The organism is Duganella levis (genome assembly GCF_009857605.1).
Taxonomy (GTDB): Bacteria; Pseudomonadota; Gammaproteobacteria; order Burkholderiales; family Burkholderiaceae_D; genus Rugamonas; species Rugamonas levis.
The window spans coordinates 164,381-181,925 of the sequence record NZ_WWCT01000001.1 but is presented as its reverse complement, the minus strand read 5'-3'; the positions used below and the strand labels follow the sequence as shown (position 1 = coordinate 181,925).

Sequence of the window (17,545 nt, the reverse complement as noted above, 5' to 3'; positions counted from 1 at the left end):
GGCAGGCATCGATCAACGGCCCGTTCCGGCTGCTATTGTACACCAACAAGTCTTATATAAGACATATAACATGAGACACCTGATGTTTTGCAGCAACTCTTCTGGCGGTGCGCAAGTTTTGTTGTATTTGTTCCTATGTTTCAAGTTGCGTTAGGTACCTCACAGTTGACGGTTGGTCATCAATTTATGCTGGTTGTCACCGGATAAGGGTGTCCGGACACAATTAATGACAAATCGCCAACCTCTCTACGGAACTTATTAAAATGAAAATCAAATCTATCTTGCTCGCTTCGATGATCGTGGGTGCCAATCTGATCGGCGTGTCGGCCTTTGCTGCGGAAAAAACCGTCAACCTGTCGCTGGTATCCGACATGGAAGGCGGTTTCAACGCCCACTTCGGCAATGATTTCAACAGCAACGACATGAACAGCGTCTTTTCCGACAAATACAAGTTCACGCTGACCGGCGCTTATGACTCGGCGGCGTCGGTAACCTCGAGCTTCCTGAAATCGGGCACTATCAAGGATCTGCTGATTACCAGCTTCAACATCGTCCAGTACGATCCGCTGACCAGCTCGGTACTGCACACCTACACCGGCATCAACACCACCGGCGGCATCACCGACAACTGGGAACTGAGCGCCAGCGGCCTGACCGCAGGCAGCTATTACGTCCAGGTAGGCGGCAAGGTCGTCGGCAACGGCGGCGGTTCCTACGGCACCGACCTGACCATTTCCATGGCGCCGGTACCGGAACCAGAAACCTACGCCATGCTGGGCCTGGGCCTGGGCCTGATGGGCGTGGTAGCACGTCGCAAGAAAGCCAAGGCAGCCTGAGTCCCCGCCCTACCCGCACAACGCCGTGGCTACGCCCCACGGCGTTTTTTTCGTCCAAATACTAAACATAAGCGGCAGCGGCGGCGATGGTGAAGCGGATGGCGGTGCCGCCGCCCTCCTGCGTTTCCACCGTCAGTTCACCGCCGAGGTTGGCGATGCGTTCGCGCATGCCGGTGATCCCCCAATGACCGGGCCGGCCATTCTGGACCAGGTCCGCGCTCATGCCAACACCATCATCGCTGATCACGCCAGTCACGTCGTCGCGAGACAGATCCAGCACAATGGCAATATGCGAGGCCCGCGCGTGGCGCGCGGCATTGGCGGCCGCTTCGTGCACCACCTGAAAGATTTCGTGCGCCACATTGCCCTTGAGCTTGTCCATGCCGCCGCTGATGGTCACCGACAGCCGCCCGACCAGCGACGGCTCCAGCGCCTCGACGGCATCTTTGAGGCCGGCCAGCATGCTGCCAGCGAACTCCGGCGCGCGCAGCGCCATCACTTCATCGCGGGTCTCTTCGACCAGTTTTTCGGCCTGCTGCAACACGGCGTCCAGCGTGCGCTGCTCCTGGCTGCCAGGCTGCAACCGCATCAGAACGGTATCGCAGCGCAGGATCATTGTGTGCATGCCCTGCAGCAGGTTGTCATGCAGGGTGCGGGCGATGCGCTGCCGCTCGCCCAATCGCGTGGCCACCTTGTCCGCCTCGCGCGCGGACACCGCGGCGATGCGCCAGCGGTAAGCCAGCACCAGGCACAGCAGGCCGGCGGCGGCCACCAGCAGCCGGAACCACACCATCTCCCACACCTGCGGCTGGATGGTGAAGGTCACGCTGGCGCCCTCCAGATTCCACACCCCATCTTCATTGGCGGCGATAACCCGGAATGTGTAGCGGCCCGGCCCCAGGTTGGTGTAGCGCGCCGAGCGGTCGCCATGCGGCACCTGCCAGCCCTGGTCGACGCCGCCGAGCTGATAGCGGAACGCCACGCGCTCCGGCACCGACAGCGCGGTGGCGGCGAAGCGGATGTCGACCGCGCTGGTGCCGGGCGCAAAATTGAGCGCGCTTCCAGGGCCATAGGCCGCCTCGCCCGCGCGTACCGTATCGATCAGCACCGAGGGAGCGGTCCGATTGCGGCGGATGCTGGCCGGATCGATCCAGCCCACCTGCGACAACGTGGCATACACCACCCGTCCATCGCCGGCCAGGGCCAGCGTGGGCAGCGGCCGCAGTTGCGCCGGATGACCATGAATGCCGTCTTCAAAATTGAATACTTCCCAGTTCACGCGATGGCTGAGGTCCGTCCAGTAGGCCGACAGCTCGCGCTTTTCGACGTGAAAAATGCCGTCCAGCCCATGCAGCCACAGATCGCCCGCGCGGTCCACCATCATGCCGGAGATGCCGAGCAAGGGGTTGTCGCGCGCCGCCCGCAACGGCCGCAGCTGGGCGCCGTCCAGCCAGGCCAGGCCCGCCTCCCCCGCCGCCAGCAAGTGACCGTCCACCTCCAGCAAGCTGAACACATTGCCGATATTGACGTCCTTGCCGTCCGACACCCGCCGCACCGTGTTGTCGACTATCTCGGCCAGGCGACCGCCGACGAAGCCGATCCAGGTCCGCCCCGACGGCCCGGTGTACAGAAACACCGGCGTGGGGTCGCCGCCGACCACCTCGGTGCTCACGTGCAGCCACTGTTCGCCGGCAAGCCGGTACAGCCCCTGGCGCAACACCGAGATCCAGACGGTGCCGGCCTTGTCCACGGTCAGGGTTTGCACCTGGCGTCCCGGCGGCGTGCCTTCGGGCAAAGGCCAGGTTTTGACGCTGTCGCGCGTCATGTGGGTAATGCCGGATGCCGATCCGGTCCAGACGCTGCCGGCGTTCTCGCGCCATATCGCCATCACGCCCGGCAGTTCGGCACCGGTCTGGTAGCCGTCGCCGGTCAGGCGCAGCAGGTGTTTTTCGCCGTCGCCGGCAACATAGATATCATCGTCCAGTCCGCGCTGCGCGTAGTAGAACATCCAGTCGCGCGGCACGCCGGCCTCGTGGATACGCTGGGCCCGATAGCGCTCGATGCCGTTCGCGGTCGCCACCCAGAAGTTGTTTTCGCGGTCGACAAAGGTCCGTGTCACCAGACGCCCCAGGCTGCCGCCGGCCTCGAACGACTGCGCCACCATCAGCTTGCCGTCCTTGTCTTCGCGCAGCAGGCACAAGCCCGCGTCGTCGCCGACCCAGGCCCAGAGCGTGGCGTACGGCCCTTCCCACAGTCCGTGCGTTCTTTCTTTTTTTGCGGGAACCTGCAAGAACACCGGCGGCTTGCCGACTTCCGCGAGGGCGGATTTGAGGCCGATTTCAGCCGAGAGCTTGCCCAGCACCAGATTAGGAACGGCGCCGTAGGGCACCGCAAACGCCAGCGTAAAATCGGTGTCGCCGCGCGCGCGGCTGTAGACGTTCCAGTCGACCGTCACCCATAAGGTCTGGTCGCGGTCGATGACCACGGAATTGATAACGCCTTCGGGCAGCGATTTTCCCGGCAGTCGGCGCCATGACTTGCCGTCGAACACCGCCATCGCCCGCTGCGTGCCGACGTACAGCAGGCCGTCCGGCGCCTTGGTGATGACGCGCACGGTACCGGGCGGCAGGCCGTCGGCATCGCCGTAGTCCCTGGCGGCGCGGCTGGTCAGGATGGACATGCCGCCGAATTGGTAGCCGACCGCGATCCCGCCGTCGACCGCTTCGACCTCTACTATATTATTGGAGCGCAGGCGGTGGCCATACACCGTGTCCACACGCTGGAAGCGCTCGCCGTCATAGCGATACAGGCCGTTTCCTGTGGCAAACCACAGCAGGCCATCGTCGCTTTGCGCAATCTTCCAGACCGCAGTCGGCGCGCCTTCAGCCTGCGTCCAGCTGCGCCGCTGGAAACTCAAACCGCCGTCCGCCGGAGCGGCTGCCGCAGGGGCCCAGCAAAGCCACGCTGCAAGCAGCAATATCCAGCGACAGACCATTCGATATCCTTCCAACAATAAAGTTGTGGAAGGATACCTGAGGATGAGTTTATGCGCGACAGCTACTTGTAGAGGACGATGGCGATTTTCGTCATTCCATCAAGGCTTGGGCGGCCGCTACCTGGCCACGGTAGGCATCAAAGATTTTCTTCAGCGCGTCAGCCATGGTGGTGGTCGGTTTCCAGTCCAGCTCTTCGCAGGTGTTGGTGATTTTCGGCACGCGGTTCTGCACGTCCTGGTAGCCAGCGCCGTAGTAGGCGCCCGAAGTGGTTTCGACGATCTGGACCTTGGCGGCGCCTTCGGCGTACTCAGGGTATTGCGGCGCCAGTTCCAGCATCATGTTGGCCAGTTCGCGGATCGAGAAATTGTTGACCGGGTTGCCGATGTTGTAGATCTTGCCGGTGGCGGCGCCGTTCTTGTTCTCGATGATTTTCATCAGCGCATCAATGCCGTCGTCGATGTCGGTGAACGCGCGTTTCTGCGCGCCGCCGTCGACCAGCGAGATGTTCTCGCCGCGCACGATGTGGCCGAAGAACTGGGTCACCACGCGCGACGAGCCTTCTTTCGGCGTGTGGATCGAATCGAGGCCGGCGCCGATCCAGTTGAATGGACGGAACAGCGTGAAGTTCAGGCCTTCCATGCCGTAGCCCCAGATCACGCGGTCCATCAGCTGCTTGGCGTTGGAGTAGATCCAGCGTGGCTTGTTGATCGGGCCGCAGATCAGTTCCGAGTTTTCCGGATCGAACTCGTCGTCGTGGCACATGCCATACACTTCCGAGGTCGATGGGAACACCAGGTGCTTGCCGTACTTGGCGGCGGAACGCACGATCGGCAGGTTGGCTTCAAAGTCCAGCTCGAATACGCGCAGCGGCGCTTTCACGTAGGTCGATGGGGTCGCAATAGCAACCAGCGGCAGGATCACGTCGCACTTCTTGACGTGGTACTCGACCCATTCCTTGTTGATGGTGATGTCGCCTTCGAAGAAGTGCATGCGTTCATGCGACAGCAAATCCGTGATGCGGTCGGTATTCATGTCCATGCCGTACACGTGCCAGTCGGTGGTTTCCAGAATGCGCTTCGACAGGTGATGGCCAATAAAACCATTCACGCCCAGGATAAGAATTTTTTTCACAGCTGCACCATCTGGTTGATCTTGAGAGCCGGCGATTGTGCCAGACCCTTCATTAACAGCGCATTAAAGGTTATGCTAAGCGCTTCAGTTCAACCGGAGCCGATTCACCATGATGCTGCATATCCCAGAAGTTTTGCCCCGCGATCAGGTTGCCCACATCCGTCGCCGCCTCGACGAAGCCGATTGGGTGGACGGCCGCGCCACCGTCGGCACGCAAGGCGCCAAGGTCAAGCAGAACCGCCAGTTGCCGGAAACCTCGCCAGTGGCGAAAGAACTGGGTCAAATCGTGCTGGATGCGCTGGCCGGCAATCCATTGTTCTTCTCGGCCGCGCTGCCGCTGCTGACCTGCCCGCCGCTGTTCAACAGCTACGCCGGCGGCGAACATTACGGCAATCACATTGATGGCGCCATGCGCCGCATCCCGGCCACTGGCCAATGGCTGCGCACCGACGTCTCCAGCACCTTGTTCCTGTGCGATCCGGAAGAATATAATGGCGGCGAACTGATCGTTGAAGACGCTTACGGCGTGCATGAAGTCAAGCTGCCGGCGGGCGATCTGATCCTGTACCCGTCCACCAGCGTGCACCGCGTTGAACCGGTTACGCGTGGCGCGCGTGTCTGCTCGTTCTTCTGGACCCAGAGCATGGTGCGCGACGATGGCCGCCGCGCATTGCTGCTGGAACTGGACCGCAATATCCAGTCGCTGCGCGCGCGGCTGGGCGACTGTGACGAAATGGTCGGCCTGACCGGCCACTATCACAACCTGCTGCGCCAGTGGAGCGAAGTCTAACGCATCAATTCTTGCTGCACGCAGCGCAGCGGGAGACCACCACCAGCTCCTGCTGCATGTCGTAGCCTTCGTGTTCGGCGGCGGCGGCCAGCTGGGTCGCCAGCGCTGGTTCGGCCAGCTTGCGCCGCCGTCCGCAGATATCGCACTCGAAATAGCAGGCACGCTTGTGCTGCGGCCCCAGCTTGATTAAATAACACGAGCGGGTGCCAAGCGAGTTGTGATGCCATTCGCGTTCCACCAGCGCATGCTGCTCCAGTTCCTTGAGGATGCGATACACCGTAGCCAGACTGGCGCTGCTGCCCTGCTCCGCCATTCCCCGCAGCACCGACTCGGCATCGATCGGCGCATGGGCCTGCACCAGCACGCGCACCACCGCCATGCGGCCGATCGTCAGCCGCAGCGAGGTTTGCCGCAACCACTGCTGCACGCGCTGACCAGCCGGGTCGTGGTCCCATTCGGGAGGTATTGCGCACGGTAAGAGCATGAATGACTTCCTTTCCCTCCTTTGCCAAGCGAAACGCAAAAAAGGGAACTACTTCAGCGGCGATGTGACCACGACGATGCCATTGCCACGCGCGCGCTCGATCATCGGCAGGCCGCGCAGCCGCATCACGCCGTACAGATCCTCGCGCACAATCGCATATTGCGGCACACCGCGCCCGGCACTCAACAGCCAGCGCGCGTAGAATTCATCCATCGACGCCACGCCGCGCCAGGACTCCTGCTGCAAGCCGAAATCCAGCTCGCCGCTGTAGGCTACCGGAATCACCGTGTGGCCCATATAGAACGTCATCGACTGCTCATAAGTGCCGACCGAATACACCGGCGTGTCGTATTTCAGCTCGGCGCGGATCGCCAGCGCGGCGTCGCGGCCGGCCTGCTGGCGTCCGTGGGTTTCGTAGGCGGTCATGCTCAGTTGCGTCAGCATCCAGCCGCCCAGCGCTGCCAGCACTACCATGGCGGTGCGCTGCCCACGCCATTCCGCCATGCCGGCCGCCACGCCGCAGACAATCGCCGCGCCAAAGGCGCCGCCCAGCAACGGCAGATTAATGATCGGGAAGATTCGCATGCATACCACGCCGGCAACGCCAACGATCACCAGCAAAGCCGGCGCACTCAAGGCAGCAATGCGCGAGGCGCGGTCCAGATAAACACCGGCCAGCAGCGCCATCGCCGGGAACACCGGCAACATATAACCCGGCAGCTTGGAGCTGGAATAGCTGAAGAACAGCAGGATGAAGATGGTCCACACCAGCAGCAAGCGCGCCGGCTGGAAGCGGCCCTCCACGCGCTTGCGCGCTGCGGCCAGACTGGCGGGCAAGGTCGCGAGCCAGGGCATGGTGGCCGGCAGCAGCAGCACCAGGAAGTAGTACCACGGACCATCGCGATGATGCGTCTTCAGGAAAAACCGGTCCCAATGCTCATGGATGAAGAAGAACTGCGGCTGCTCGGGATTGCGCGCCGCCACCAGCAAGAACCAAGGCAGCGCCAGCAGCAGGAACACCAGCAGCCCGGTCACCGGATACAAACGGCGCCAGACGCCACGGTCGCCGCTGACCAGCGCATAAATGAACAATACGCCGCCCGGCAGTACGATGCCGATCAGCCCCTTGGCCAGCAGCGACAGGGCCATGGCGGCCCAGCACACCAGCATCCAGCGGCGGCGCTGCGCCATATCGGAGCCATCATGCTGGGCGATCAGCAGCGCGCACAAGGCCAGCGCCATGGTGGCTGCCACCGGTAAATCCAGCGAATTGAATTGCGACGCCGCCGCCCAGAACAGCATCGAACCCAGTACCAGCGCGGCATACAGACCGGCGCGGCCGCCAAACACGCGCCGTCCGGTGTAAGCCACCATCAGCACGCCGAAAATACCGCAGACGCCATTCCACAAGCGCGCCTGCCAGTCGCCGATGCCGAACAGGGCGAACGACACGGCGCTCATCCACGTATGCAGCGGCGGTTTTTCAAAATATTTGATGCCGTTGAGGCGCGTGGTGACCCAGTCGCCACTCAAGAGCATCTCGCGTGCCATTTCGGCATAGCGGCCCTCATCCGGCGGGATCAGCGTGCGCAGGTTCAGCACCAGCAGGGACAGCAGAATGAAGACGGCAGCCAAAAGATACTGCGCTGTCCTGGAACGGAAAAAAGCAGGCATGGAAAGGGACGCAAAACGAAAATATCGCCGCAGTCTAATGCAACTAGTATTAACAGTGTGTTAAAGCATGCGCCAGAGGCAAAAAAAAGCCCGCGTCAACAACGCGGGCTTTCGAAATTACGGCAATTAATACTTGAAATTGGCCGTCAGGGTCGCGCTGCGGCCAGGGCCGACGCCGGCGTAGTGCGGCGACGAGACCTTGTCGAAGTACAGCTTGTCGGTCAGGTTCTGGATATTCAGCTGCACCGTGATGTGCTTGTTGACGTCATAGCTGGCCATGGCGTCGAAGCGGGTGTAGCCCGGCGCGAACTTGGTGTTGTTGATATTGGCATACACCTTGGACACGTAGTTCAAGCCACCGCCCACCACCACGCCCGGCAGCACCGAGTACGAGGTCCACAGCGACGCGCTGTTTTTCGGCGTGGTCGGGAACACGTTGCCGTTGTACGGCGACGCTTGCCATTTCGGCACCGCGGTGGTGCCGACATTGACGAAGCCATTGTCATCCACTTTGCCGTCCAGGTAGGTGTAGCCGCCGAAGACTTGCCATTCCTTGGTGATGTTGCCGCTGACGCCCAGCTCCACGCCCTTCATGGTTTTCTTGCCGACGTTTTGCGTGGTGCCATCCGGCGCGGTCACGCGGGCGTTGTTCATCTCGCTCTGGAACACGGCTGCGCTCAGCGACAGGCGGCCGCCCGGCAGCACTTCCCACTTGGTGCCGAGCTCGTAGTTCTTGCTGTCCTGCGGTTGCAGGTTCTGGATGGTGGAGCTCAGCGAATCCAGGCCATCGCCGCCGTCATTGCCCGGTGGCGTGGACGAGGTGCCGTACGACACGTAGATGCTGCTGTTGGTCGATGGCTTGTACACCAGGCCGGCCTGGTAGTTGGTGAAGTTGGACTTCACTTCGGCGTGCGAGGCGGCCGTGGTGGCGCCGTTCAGCGTGTACATCGGCACATCCAGCACGCTGCGGTAGTCGTCCCAGCGCAGGCCGACATTCAGCAGCCATTGCGGCGTGAACTCAACGGTGTCGAACAGGTAGGCCGAACGGGTGTTGGTCACCACGTTGGTGCGCGCCGGCGAGATGCTGCGGGTGTAGGCCCACGGATCGTTCGCATTCGGGTTGATGGTGGTGGTGCAGTTGTACAGCGTGGCGGCGCCGGAAGTCGGGCAGGTGGTGGTGCCGGTCAGCGGATTGTTGGTGCCCGGCGTGAACAGGTAGCTGCTACGGTCGGTTTCTTCGCGGCTGAGTTCCACGCCGCCGGTGTAGCTGTGCTTGATGCCGGCCGCAACGAAGCTGCCGCTCAGGCTGGTGGCGTTGGCCAGCGAATCGGTGCTGGTGACGCGGGTGTTGGCGCGACGCCATACGGTGCCGTACAACATGGTATTGCCTTTCGAGTCATCCGGCTGGGTCCAGACGTAATCGTTGTCGGTCTTGCCGTAGCGGATCACGTTGCGCAGCACCATGCCGTCGGCAAAGTCGTGGCGCACGTCGATGGTGCCGATGTCGCTCTGGGTCTTGCGGAAGTCGCGGTCCACCAGGCCGTAGAAAGTCTCGCGCGGGACGCTGATCGGCGTGCCGTCGCCGTTCTTGCTGACGTTGGTGCCGGTGGTGAACGGGTTGTTGAACGGGATGCCGGTATCCGGCAGTTCGTCCGACTGCATGTGGTAGTAGCTCAGCGTGGCCTTGGTGCTGGAGTGCATGCCCAGCGTGATGCTCGGCGCGATGCCCCAGCGGTTGCCGTTGACTTCGTCGCGGCCGGCGACATGGGCGTCGTGGCCCATCACGTTCAGGCGCACGGCGACGTCGTCATTGATCACGCGGTTGATGTCGACGGTGCCGCGGCGGTATTGCGCCGAACCCAGGCCCAGGCTGGCGTTGGTGAAGTTTTCCGCTTTTGGCGATTTGCTGACCAGGTTGATGCCGCCGCCAGCCGACGAGCGGCCGCCGTAGGCCGAATTCGGGCCTTTGACCACTTCGATCTGCTCCAGGTCGAAGATTTCGCGCGACTGCGAACCGGTGTCGCGGATGCCGTCGATATAGGTGTCGGTCTGCGCGTTGTAACCACGGATGAACAGATTGTCGCCGACAGGATTGCCGCCCTCACCCGCGCCGATGGTAATGCCCGGCACGGTGCGCAGCGCGTCGGTCAGCGACACGGCGCCGGTCTGCGAGATCACTTCCGAGGTGATCACGGTCACCGATTTCGGCGTATCCAGCAGTGGCGCGGTGAATTTTTCATTGGCCGACTTGGTGGTCTGGAAGTCGCTGGTGCGGGTCGCATCGACCACCACTTCCGGCAGCTTTTGCGGCTGTTCCGGCGCTACTTCCGCGTGCAGCGCCAGCGGCACGGCCAGCGTAGCCAGGGCAGCCAGGTGCAGGCGGCTCAGGGTTGGGGTCTCGTGCTTGCGGCTTTTGATGCCGGCGCTTTTTTCTGTCGATTTCATAATCTTCCGTAGGTCAGTCATAGTTGTTGGCTGGCTGAGGAGCGCGGCTCCCGGCTGGCTGTATAAGAAGTGGTCAGGATTGCCCAGTGCTCGGCACGCAGTCGCGGCAGCGCGCTGGAATCACAATGTCGGTGTCCAGCGCATAGCCCTCCAGCGCGGCGACGCTGGCCAGTTGCGCCGCCAGCACCGCATCGGCGATACGCTGTTGGCGCTGGCAGACATCGCAGCGGAATACATAGGAACGGCTGGGCGCCGGCGTACCGGCGATGGAATACGCGGCTTTGACGCCGCTGGAGCTGACATGGCGGTCGCGCAGCACCAACCCGTCCTCCTCCATCTGCTTGAGAATCCGGTACACGGAACCCAGGCTGACGTCCTCGCCGATCTCCAGCAGGCAGCGGAACACGACTTCGGCGCTGACCGGCTGCGCCTGCTCCAGCAGCACCGCCGCCACGCTGGCGCGGGCGCGCGTAACGCGTAACGGCGACTTGCGCATCCATTCCTGGACGCGCAGCTGCTGCGCTGATTCATGGTGTGACGGCTGCATGTGGGTTCCCTCTATCGCTGTGCAATGGTCCTGTATCTACCTTGCCAAACGAGCTTTAAAAAAGGGAACCGAAATAAGAATTATTTTTATTATTCTTCTTAGAAACGACTGTGCAGGCTGATCCGCACGGCGCGGGGCGTGCCGGGAGAAATATTGTTATCGTTATAAGACGAAGCGTAATAGCCCCGGTCGAACAGGTTTTCCACCCGCAATTGCAGGCGATTGCGCGGACTGATCTGGTAGTACAGCGAGGCATCCAGCCGCGTATAGCCCGGCAGTTGCACCAGATTACTGGTGGAACTGAACATGCTGCTGCGCGCGATCACACCTAATGCGCCCTCCAGCCCGGCCGCCAGCGTGTGGGTACTCCACAGCGACAGCGACTGGCGAGGCACATACGGCATCTGCGCGCCGGCCTGCGAGGAGGCGGACTGAGTGGCCGTCAGGCGCGAGCGCTGCCAGGCGTAGCCGGCGTTGATCGTCCAGCCGGGCGTGATCCGGCTGGCCAGTTCCAGTTCCGCGCCCTGCCCGCGCTGGCCTTCCACCAGCTCGTTCTCGCCGGTATTGACCGGGTCGGCCACCAGCACATTGGCGCGTCGCAGCTGATAGACGGACAGGCTGGCCGACAGTTTGTCACCATCCTCCCAGCGCGCGCCGACTTCGCGGTTACGGACGATCTCCGGCGCTAGATCCTGATTGGCCAGCGTCAGCGACGCCAGTTGTTCGCCCACGCGCAGCGCGTAGGCCTTGCTGGTGCTGGCGTACAGCGATAGCTTCGGCAGCGGACGGTAGATCACGCCCAGCCGGGGCGACAGCGGCCGGTCATGGCTGGCCAGTTGCAGGCCGTTGCGGATGTCGCGGAAATCGACATCCAGCCGCTCGGCACGCAGCCCGGCTACCACCTGCCATTGCGGCGACAGCGTCAGCTGGTCTTGCAGATACAACGCGGCGTTGGTCGCCGTGCTGGCGTTGGCCATGTCGGTGGCCGACGGGCGGAAGCTGACCGGCAAGTCGAAGGTTGGCTGCGCCAGCGGCACGGAAACGAAGCGTACGTCCGTACCTAGCGTATCGAAATAGCCGGTGGTGCGGGCATTGTCGGCGCGCTGGCGGCCCAGCTCGATGCCGGCGCTGAGATGGTGACGCAGCGTGCCGCTGTCAATGGCGGCATCCACGCCGGCCTGATAAAACAGGTTGCTGCGGCGGGTGCGCGTGCCGTAGCCCAGCATGCGCACATGGGTGCTGTCCTCCATACCGCCGGGGAAGACGTTTTGATAGTACTTATCGTAGACGGCGTAATGCAGCTGGCTGCTGAAGCGCAGCGCCGGCGCCAGCTGATGCTCCAGCCGCAAGGTCAGGCTGTCGATATCGACACCGTTATGGCTGTTGACTGGGTCGCCGAAGAAGGTGGACGGATCGCTGGCCACCGGCCGCCCGTTCAGCGACGGCACGCCACGGTCGGTGCTACGGCGGTCGCGGAAGTGCTCGTAGCTGGCCTGCACCAGCGTGGCTGCCCCATCGCGCCAGGCCAGTGCGGGATTGATGCCGTAGCGCCTAAGCCAGGCGCTGTTGCGGAACGAGCCGGAATCCTCATCGACCGCGTTCAGCCGCCACGCCAGTTGCGGGTTCAGCGCCGCGCCGACATCCACGCTGGCGCGCCGCTGCCTCCACTCGCCCAGCAGCACGTCAGCATCTCCAATCTCGCGCCATTGCGCCTGCTTGCTGACGCGGTTGACGGCGCCGCCTGAACCGCCGCGTCCCAGCGCCATCGCGTTCGGGCCTTTCAGCACCTCGACCGTTTCGATGTTGTAGAAGTCGCGGAAATACTGGACGTCGTCGCGCATGCCGTTCAGGTAGAAGTCGGCGCTGGAATTGTAGCCTCGGAAGACAGCATTGTCGCGGTTGCCCTCACCCAGGCTGGGCTGCACGCCGGGCACATAGGCCAGCAGGTCGTCCATGCTGAGCAGGCTGCGGTCGCGGATCTGGTCGGCCTCGACGATGGTCAGCGCCTGCGGCGTGTCGCGCAGCGCCGCGCCGCCCTTGACGGCGAAGCGGCTGACGGCGTCGTACAGGGATATCGGCTCGGCGTGAGCGACGATTTCGGGCAGGCGATCCAGCGCCTGGATTTCGGCCTCGGAAGACGGCGGCGCCGGCGGCAGCGGCGCCACCGGCATGGCGCGTAGCAGATAGCTACCATCCGGCTGGCGCACGGCTTCCAGCCCGGTGCCGGCCAGCATGCGCGGCAGGTCGCGCTCCGGCGCGGAAATATCGGCCAGGCCGGGACTGTCCACGCTATGCGTCAGGCGGCCGTCGGCCGTCAGCAAGGCGCCGCTGGCCAGCATCCACGCGCGCAGCACCTGATCCAGCGTGCCGGCGGGTATGACTGGCGCCGCCATGGCCAACGACGGCAGCAGCAACAGCAAGGACAGCTTCTTCATGATCAGCGCGGCGTGACGGTAACCCACCACGGCAGCGTGCGCTTGACCTGCACCGGCAGCGCCGCTTGCAGCATGTCCAGCGCCTGGTCGGTGTCGCCCAGCGGATAGCTGCCGACCAGCCGCATGGCGGCCAGCGACGGATCGCAGGCCAGATGGCCATGGCGGTAGCGCGCCAGCTCGGCCAGGAAGTCATCCAGGCGCATCTGCGTGGCGATCAGCAACTTATGGGACCAGGCCGTGCTGTCTTCATAAGACGGCGTCATCGCGCCCGGCAGGCCGTCGATGATATCGACCTGCGCGCCGGCCGGCACCACGCTACCGCCGTTGATTGCCACCGCGCCGTCATACACCGACAGCCGCGTGCCCTGTTCCAGCAAGCGCACCGAATAACGCGTGCCCAGCGCGCGCAGACGGACGCCGCGCGCCTCCACCACCAGCGGCCGCGACGGCGCATGCTGGTCGGGACCGCTGTGCAGCAGGATTTCGCCCCGGCGCAGCACGATCAGGCGCTGGCTGTCGTCGTAGGCCAGGTCGGCGGCGCTGTCGGTATTCAGCCAGGCCTGGGTGCGGTCCGGCAGCGGCAGCAGCGCCACAGCGCCGACGGCGGTGCGATGCTGCGCATTGAACGCGGCCAGATAAGTCAGCGTATCCTCGCGCCGCGCCAGCAGCGCGCCGATGCCGCCGGTGGCTGCCAGCAACAGCATGGCTTTCAGTGCGCGGCGGCGCTGGCGTGGCGGTGCAACCAGCGCGGCCCGCACCGGGCCACCGGGCAAGGCATTGATACGGCTATGGATGTCTTCGACGCGGCGCCACGCTTCGCGATGTTCCGGCGCGGCTTCCAGCCAGCGCTGCCAGGCCTGCTGCTCGGCAGGCTGGACGTCGGGCGCGCTGAGGGCGGCAAACCATTCGGCCGCCTGCTCCAGTACGCTGAATTCCAGTACGGCGTTCTCAGGCATCGCCGTTACTGATCAACAGGCATTCCAGCATCGCCTGCGCCATGTATTTCTTGACCATGCGCTCCGACACCTGCAACTGCTCGGCGATGACGGCGTACGTCAGTCCCTCGATCTGCGACAGCAGGAACGCCTCGCGCGCCTTGGCCGACAGCTTGCGCAGCATGGCGTCCACCTGCATTAGCGCCTCGATGGTCAGCGCGCGCTCTTCCGGCGACGGCGCCAGGGCCGGCTCCTGCTGGGCCAGCACTTCCAGATAGGCCCGTTCCAGCGTCAATCGGCGCCAGTGATTGACCAGCAAACCGTTGGCGATGGTGCTCAGGTAGGCGCGCGGTTCGCGCAGCGCGTCCAGCGGCTTGGCGCTGAGCAGACGCACAAAAGTATCATGCGCCAGGTCAGCGGCACCGTCGCGACAGCCCAGCTTGCGCCAAAGCCACTGATGCAGCCAGCCATGGTGGCTGCTGTACAGTGTTTCTACTGCATCGGCGTCGGCGGAAAGATCGGGCATGGACCAGAATAATAATGAGAATCGTTCCCATTATTCCATAAATCGCCCGCAGTGCCAACTTCAGGGGAAGAGCACGGTCACGCTGAGACCTTTGCCGTGTTCGCCGTCGTCGAGGCGGATATCGGCCTGGTGGTGGTTGGCGATGTTGCGCACAATCGACAATCCCAGCCCACAGCCCCAGACTTCATTACCGTCCGGACGGAAGAAACGGTCGAACAGGCGGGCCCGGTGTTCGGGCGCCACGCCGGGGCCGTTGTCGCGCACGCGCAGGAACGGTTTGCCCTGCTCCACTCCGGTCAGCAGGTCGACCCGGCCGCCCCGTTGCGTGTAACGCAGCGCGTTATCGACCAGGTTATTCAGCAGCACCCGCAAGCCTTCGCGCTCCGCTTGCAGCACCAGCGGCGCGGACTCCTCGACGCCAAGGTCGATATCGCGGCTGTCGGCCAGCGCCGAATGGTCGGCCACCACGCTGGCCAGCAGCGCGCCCACATCCACCGGCTGCAACTGTGCCACACCCTGTTCGGACTCGTGCCGCGCCAGACTCAGCAGCTGCTGCACCAGATGGCTGGCGCGGTCCAGCCGTTCATGCAGCTTGGCCAGCGCCTGCGCCCGCTCGGTGGCGGTGCCGGCCCGTTCGGCCAGTTGCAGCTGCAATTTGAGGGCGGTCAGCGGCGAACGCAGCTCGTGGGCGGCGTCGGCGACAAACGTCCGTTGCGCCGCCATCGCCTCCTCGAATTTGCTCATCAAGCCGTTCAGCGCGATCACCACCGGCCGCAAATCCGGCGCCATGCCGGCGGCGTCGATCGGCCGCAAGGCAGTGGCCGACTGGTCACCCACCGCATCCGCCAGCCGGTACAGCGGACGTAGCGCCCGGCCGACTACGGCCAGCACCAGCAGCGCGAAAATCAAGGCAATCGCCAGCAACGGCCGGCCGGCGCGCCAGGCCATGCGCCGGGCCAACTGGTCGCGCGCGGCTTGCGGCTGGGCCACCTGCACATAGCGCCCACCAACCTCCTGCCCGTACAGCCGCCAGGTGGCGTCCTTCCAGATAACATCCTGATAACCTTGCACATCAAAGCGCGGCAGCGGCGCCAGTCCGCCGGCGCTGGCCATGTCCAGCGCGCCGCTGCTGTTCCAGACCTGCAATACAAACGCTTCTTCGGGATCGTGACTGCCCTCCGGCGCGCCACCCGGCAGCGCGATCGCCAGTTGCCGAAGTTGCAAGTCGGCCAGTTCATTGGTCTCCGCCAGCAAGGAGCGGTACAAGGTGGTGCCGGCGCCCAGCACGCAGGCCAGCGTCGCGCACAGCAGGCCGATTAACAGTTGTTGACGTATGGTTTTCATGGCGCGGGCTTGACCTTGTAGCCGACGCCGCGCACGTTCTTGATGAAGTCGGCGCCGAATTTTTTGCGCAGCCGGTGCACGTAAACGTCGACCGTGTTGCTCTCGACTTCGGTATTCCAGCCGTACAGTTTGTCTTCGAGCTGGGCTTTGGAGATCACGCTGCCGGGATCGTCCAGCAGCACCCGCAGCAGCGCAAATTCGCGCGCCGACAGTTTGACCGGCGCGCCTTCAAACTGCGCCTCGTGGCTGGCCAAGTCCAGCGTCAGCGCGCCGTGCACCACCAGCGAACGGCTGCGGGCGACGCGGCGCCGCAGCAAGGCGCGGATGCGCGCCAGCAGTTCATCCAGGTCGAAGGGCTTGACCAGGTAATCGTCGGCGCCGCCATCCAGGCCTTCGACCCGCGCCGGCGTGCTGTCGCGCGCGGTGATGATCAGCACCGGCAGGCCGTCGCCGCGCGCGCGCAAGGTGGTCAGCACGTCCATGCCCTGCTTGCGTGGCAGGCCCAGGTCCAGCAGCAGCAAGTCGTAGGGAATGGTGGCCAGCGCCAGATCGGCCGCCTGGCCGTCGCGCACCCAGTCCACGGCGTAGCTTTCGCCCAGCAGACCATCCTTGATACTCTCGCCGATCATCGGATCGTCTTCCACCAACAGCAGGCGCACCGGATTTCCTCCAAAAACCTATAGTGTACAGCCCGGCGGCCGCAGGCAGTAGCCGGCGCCGGGCACGGTCTGGATCAGCGCCGGCTCGCCGTCGCGCTCCACCTTGCTGCGCAGGCGGTGCATATGCATGTCGATGATATTGCCGCGCGGGTCGAAATCGTAGCCCCAGACCGCCTCCAGCAGCATGGTGCGGGTGACCACCTGGCCGGCATGGCGCATCAGATACTCGAGCAAGGCGAACTCGCGCGCCTGCAACTGCAAGGCGCGGCCGCCGCGCTGGACGCTGCGGGTCGCCATGTCCAGGCTCAGGTCGCCGACGGTCAGGCCCGGCTGGCGGCGGCTGGCGTCGTTGCGCCTTGCCAGCGCCTCGATGCGGGCCAGGATTTCGGCAAACGCATACGGCTTGGCCAGGTAATCGTCGGCGCCGGCGCGCAGCCCTTCAACCCGCTGCTGCGTGCCACTGAGCGCGCTGACCATCAGCACCGGCAGTTGCGGGTCGCGCTGGCGCAGCGCGGTCATGAAGTCGATGCCGTTCAGGCCCGGCATGCGCCGGTCCAGCACCACCACGTCGTAGATGCCCTCGCCGGCCATGGCCAGGCCGTCGGCGCTATCGGCCACATGGTCGGCCACATGGCCGCTCTCGGCCAGCCCGCGCAGCAGGTACTGCGCCGAGCGCACATCGTCTTCAATTACCAGTAATCGCATGCTGCATCAGCCTCCGACATGAACTATTTTTAATGTTG

General features: G+C 64.0%; 14 protein-coding genes. 2 read left to right on the top strand and 12 right to left on the bottom strand.

Going from position 1 to position 17,545, the window contains the following annotated elements; all coding sequences use genetic code 11:
- Positions 1-263: 263 nt before the first annotated feature.
- Positions 264-836, top strand: a complete 573-nt coding sequence (locus GTP69_RS00840; RefSeq protein ID WP_161053097.1) for an FxDxF family PEP-CTERM protein — start codon at positions 264-266, stop codon at positions 834-836.
- A gap of 61 nt (positions 837-897) precedes the next feature.
- Here GTP69_RS00840 and GTP69_RS00835 read toward each other — a convergent pair whose 3' ends face one another.
- Both GTP69_RS00835 and GTP69_RS00830 read right to left on the bottom strand, forming a co-directional pair.
- Positions 898-3,753 carry a sensor histidine kinase gene (locus GTP69_RS00835; RefSeq protein WP_161053096.1) on the bottom strand — a complete coding sequence of 952 codons (2,856 nt, stop codon included), beginning with the start codon at positions 3,751-3,753 and terminating at the stop codon, positions 898-900.
- Between the two features lie 169 nt (positions 3,754-3,922).
- A complete protein-coding gene (locus GTP69_RS00830) occupies positions 3,923-4,963 on the bottom strand; it encodes a bifunctional UDP-4-keto-pentose/UDP-xylose synthase (protein ID WP_161053095.1) in 1,041 nt (346 codons plus the stop codon).
- Between the two features lie 109 nt (positions 4,964-5,072).
- Between GTP69_RS00830 and GTP69_RS00825 the strand changes: the two genes are divergently transcribed.
- Complete coding sequence (locus tag GTP69_RS00825) at positions 5,073-5,753, top strand: Fe2+-dependent dioxygenase (RefSeq protein ID WP_161053094.1); 681 nt, start codon at positions 5,073-5,075, stop codon at positions 5,751-5,753.
- A 4-nt stretch (positions 5,754-5,757) separates the two neighbouring features.
- On the opposite strand, the gene GTP69_RS00820 is transcribed toward GTP69_RS00825, so the two are convergent.
- The 10 genes from GTP69_RS00820 to GTP69_RS00775 all read right to left on the bottom strand — a co-directional run bounded on the left by GTP69_RS00820 (position 5,758) and on the right by GTP69_RS00775 (position 17,507).
- Positions 5,758-6,237: a Fur family transcriptional regulator gene (locus GTP69_RS00820; RefSeq protein WP_161053093.1), complete on the bottom strand. Its 480-nt coding sequence runs from the start codon at positions 6,235-6,237 to the stop codon at positions 5,758-5,760.
- Positions 6,238-6,285: 48 nt separating this feature from the next.
- Positions 6,286-7,872, bottom strand: coding sequence for a glycosyltransferase family 39 protein (locus GTP69_RS00815; RefSeq protein ID WP_229260744.1), 1,587 nt, complete (start codon positions 7,870-7,872; stop codon positions 6,286-6,288).
- A 165-nt stretch (positions 7,873-8,037) separates the two neighbouring features.
- Positions 8,038-10,356: a TonB-dependent receptor gene (locus GTP69_RS00810; RefSeq protein WP_161053091.1), complete on the bottom strand. Its 2,319-nt coding sequence runs from the start codon at positions 10,354-10,356 to the stop codon at positions 8,038-8,040.
- 73 nt (positions 10,357-10,429) lie between these two features.
- The gene (locus GTP69_RS00805; RefSeq protein WP_202424249.1) at positions 10,430-10,903 is read right to left on the bottom strand and encodes a Fur family transcriptional regulator; all 474 of its coding nucleotides are present in this window, start codon (positions 10,901-10,903) and stop codon (positions 10,430-10,432) included.
- 98 nt (positions 10,904-11,001) lie between these two features.
- The gene (locus tag GTP69_RS00800) at positions 11,002-13,338 is read right to left on the bottom strand and encodes a TonB-dependent receptor (protein WP_161053090.1); all 2,337 of its coding nucleotides are present in this window, start codon (positions 13,336-13,338) and stop codon (positions 11,002-11,004) included.
- A 2-nt stretch (positions 13,339-13,340) separates the two neighbouring features.
- On the bottom strand, positions 13,341-14,294 hold the full coding sequence (locus GTP69_RS00795) for a FecR domain-containing protein (protein ID WP_161053089.1): 954 nt from the start codon (positions 14,292-14,294) through the stop codon (positions 13,341-13,343).
- Positions 14,287-14,799, bottom strand: a complete 513-nt coding sequence (locus GTP69_RS00790; protein WP_161053088.1) for a sigma-70 family RNA polymerase sigma factor — start codon at positions 14,797-14,799, stop codon at positions 14,287-14,289. The genes GTP69_RS00795 and GTP69_RS00790 overlap by 8 nt, the downstream gene beginning before the upstream one ends.
- A gap of 60 nt (positions 14,800-14,859) precedes the next feature.
- Complete coding sequence (locus tag GTP69_RS00785; RefSeq protein WP_161053087.1) at positions 14,860-16,143, bottom strand: ATP-binding protein; 1,284 nt, start codon at positions 16,141-16,143, stop codon at positions 14,860-14,862.
- The gene (locus GTP69_RS00780) at positions 16,140-16,802 is read right to left on the bottom strand and encodes a response regulator (protein WP_161053086.1); all 663 of its coding nucleotides are present in this window, start codon (positions 16,800-16,802) and stop codon (positions 16,140-16,142) included. The genes GTP69_RS00785 and GTP69_RS00780 overlap by 4 nt, the downstream gene beginning before the upstream one ends.
- A gap of 18 nt (positions 16,803-16,820) precedes the next feature.
- Positions 16,821-17,507: a response regulator transcription factor gene (locus GTP69_RS00775; RefSeq protein ID WP_161053085.1), complete on the bottom strand. Its 687-nt coding sequence runs from the start codon at positions 17,505-17,507 to the stop codon at positions 16,821-16,823.
- Between the last annotated feature and the right edge of the window lie 38 nt (positions 17,508-17,545).

Bases quoted from the DNA above. Each gene is read 5' to 3' on its own strand.
- GTP69_RS00825 (WP_161053094.1), top strand. From the start codon at position 5,073: ATGATGCTGCATATCCCAGAAGTTTTGCCCCGCGATCAGGTTGCCCAC.
- GTP69_RS00800 (WP_161053090.1), bottom strand. From the start codon at position 13,338: ATGAAGAAGCTGTCCTTGCTGTTGCTGCTGCCGTCGTTGGCCATGGCG.
- GTP69_RS00820 (WP_161053093.1), bottom strand. From the start codon at position 6,237: ATGCTCTTACCGTGCGCAATACCTCCCGAATGGGACCACGACCCGGCT.
- GTP69_RS00785 (WP_161053087.1), bottom strand. From the start codon at position 16,143: ATGAAAACCATACGTCAACAACTGTTAATCGGCCTGCTGTGCGCGACG.
- GTP69_RS00840 (WP_161053097.1), top strand. From the start codon at position 264: ATGAAAATCAAATCTATCTTGCTCGCTTCGATGATCGTGGGTGCCAAT.
- GTP69_RS00795 (WP_161053089.1), bottom strand. From the start codon at position 14,294: ATGCCTGAGAACGCCGTACTGGAATTCAGCGTACTGGAGCAGGCGGCC.
- GTP69_RS00805 (WP_202424249.1), bottom strand. From the start codon at position 10,903: ATGCAGCCGTCACACCATGAATCAGCGCAGCAGCTGCGCGTCCAGGAA.
- GTP69_RS00790 (WP_161053088.1), bottom strand. From the start codon at position 14,799: ATGCCCGATCTTTCCGCCGACGCCGATGCAGTAGAAACACTGTACAGC.
- GTP69_RS00775 (WP_161053085.1), bottom strand. From the start codon at position 17,507: ATGCGATTACTGGTAATTGAAGACGATGTGCGCTCGGCGCAGTACCTG.
- GTP69_RS00810 (WP_161053091.1), bottom strand. From the start codon at position 10,356: ATGAAATCGACAGAAAAAAGCGCCGGCATCAAAAGCCGCAAGCACGAG.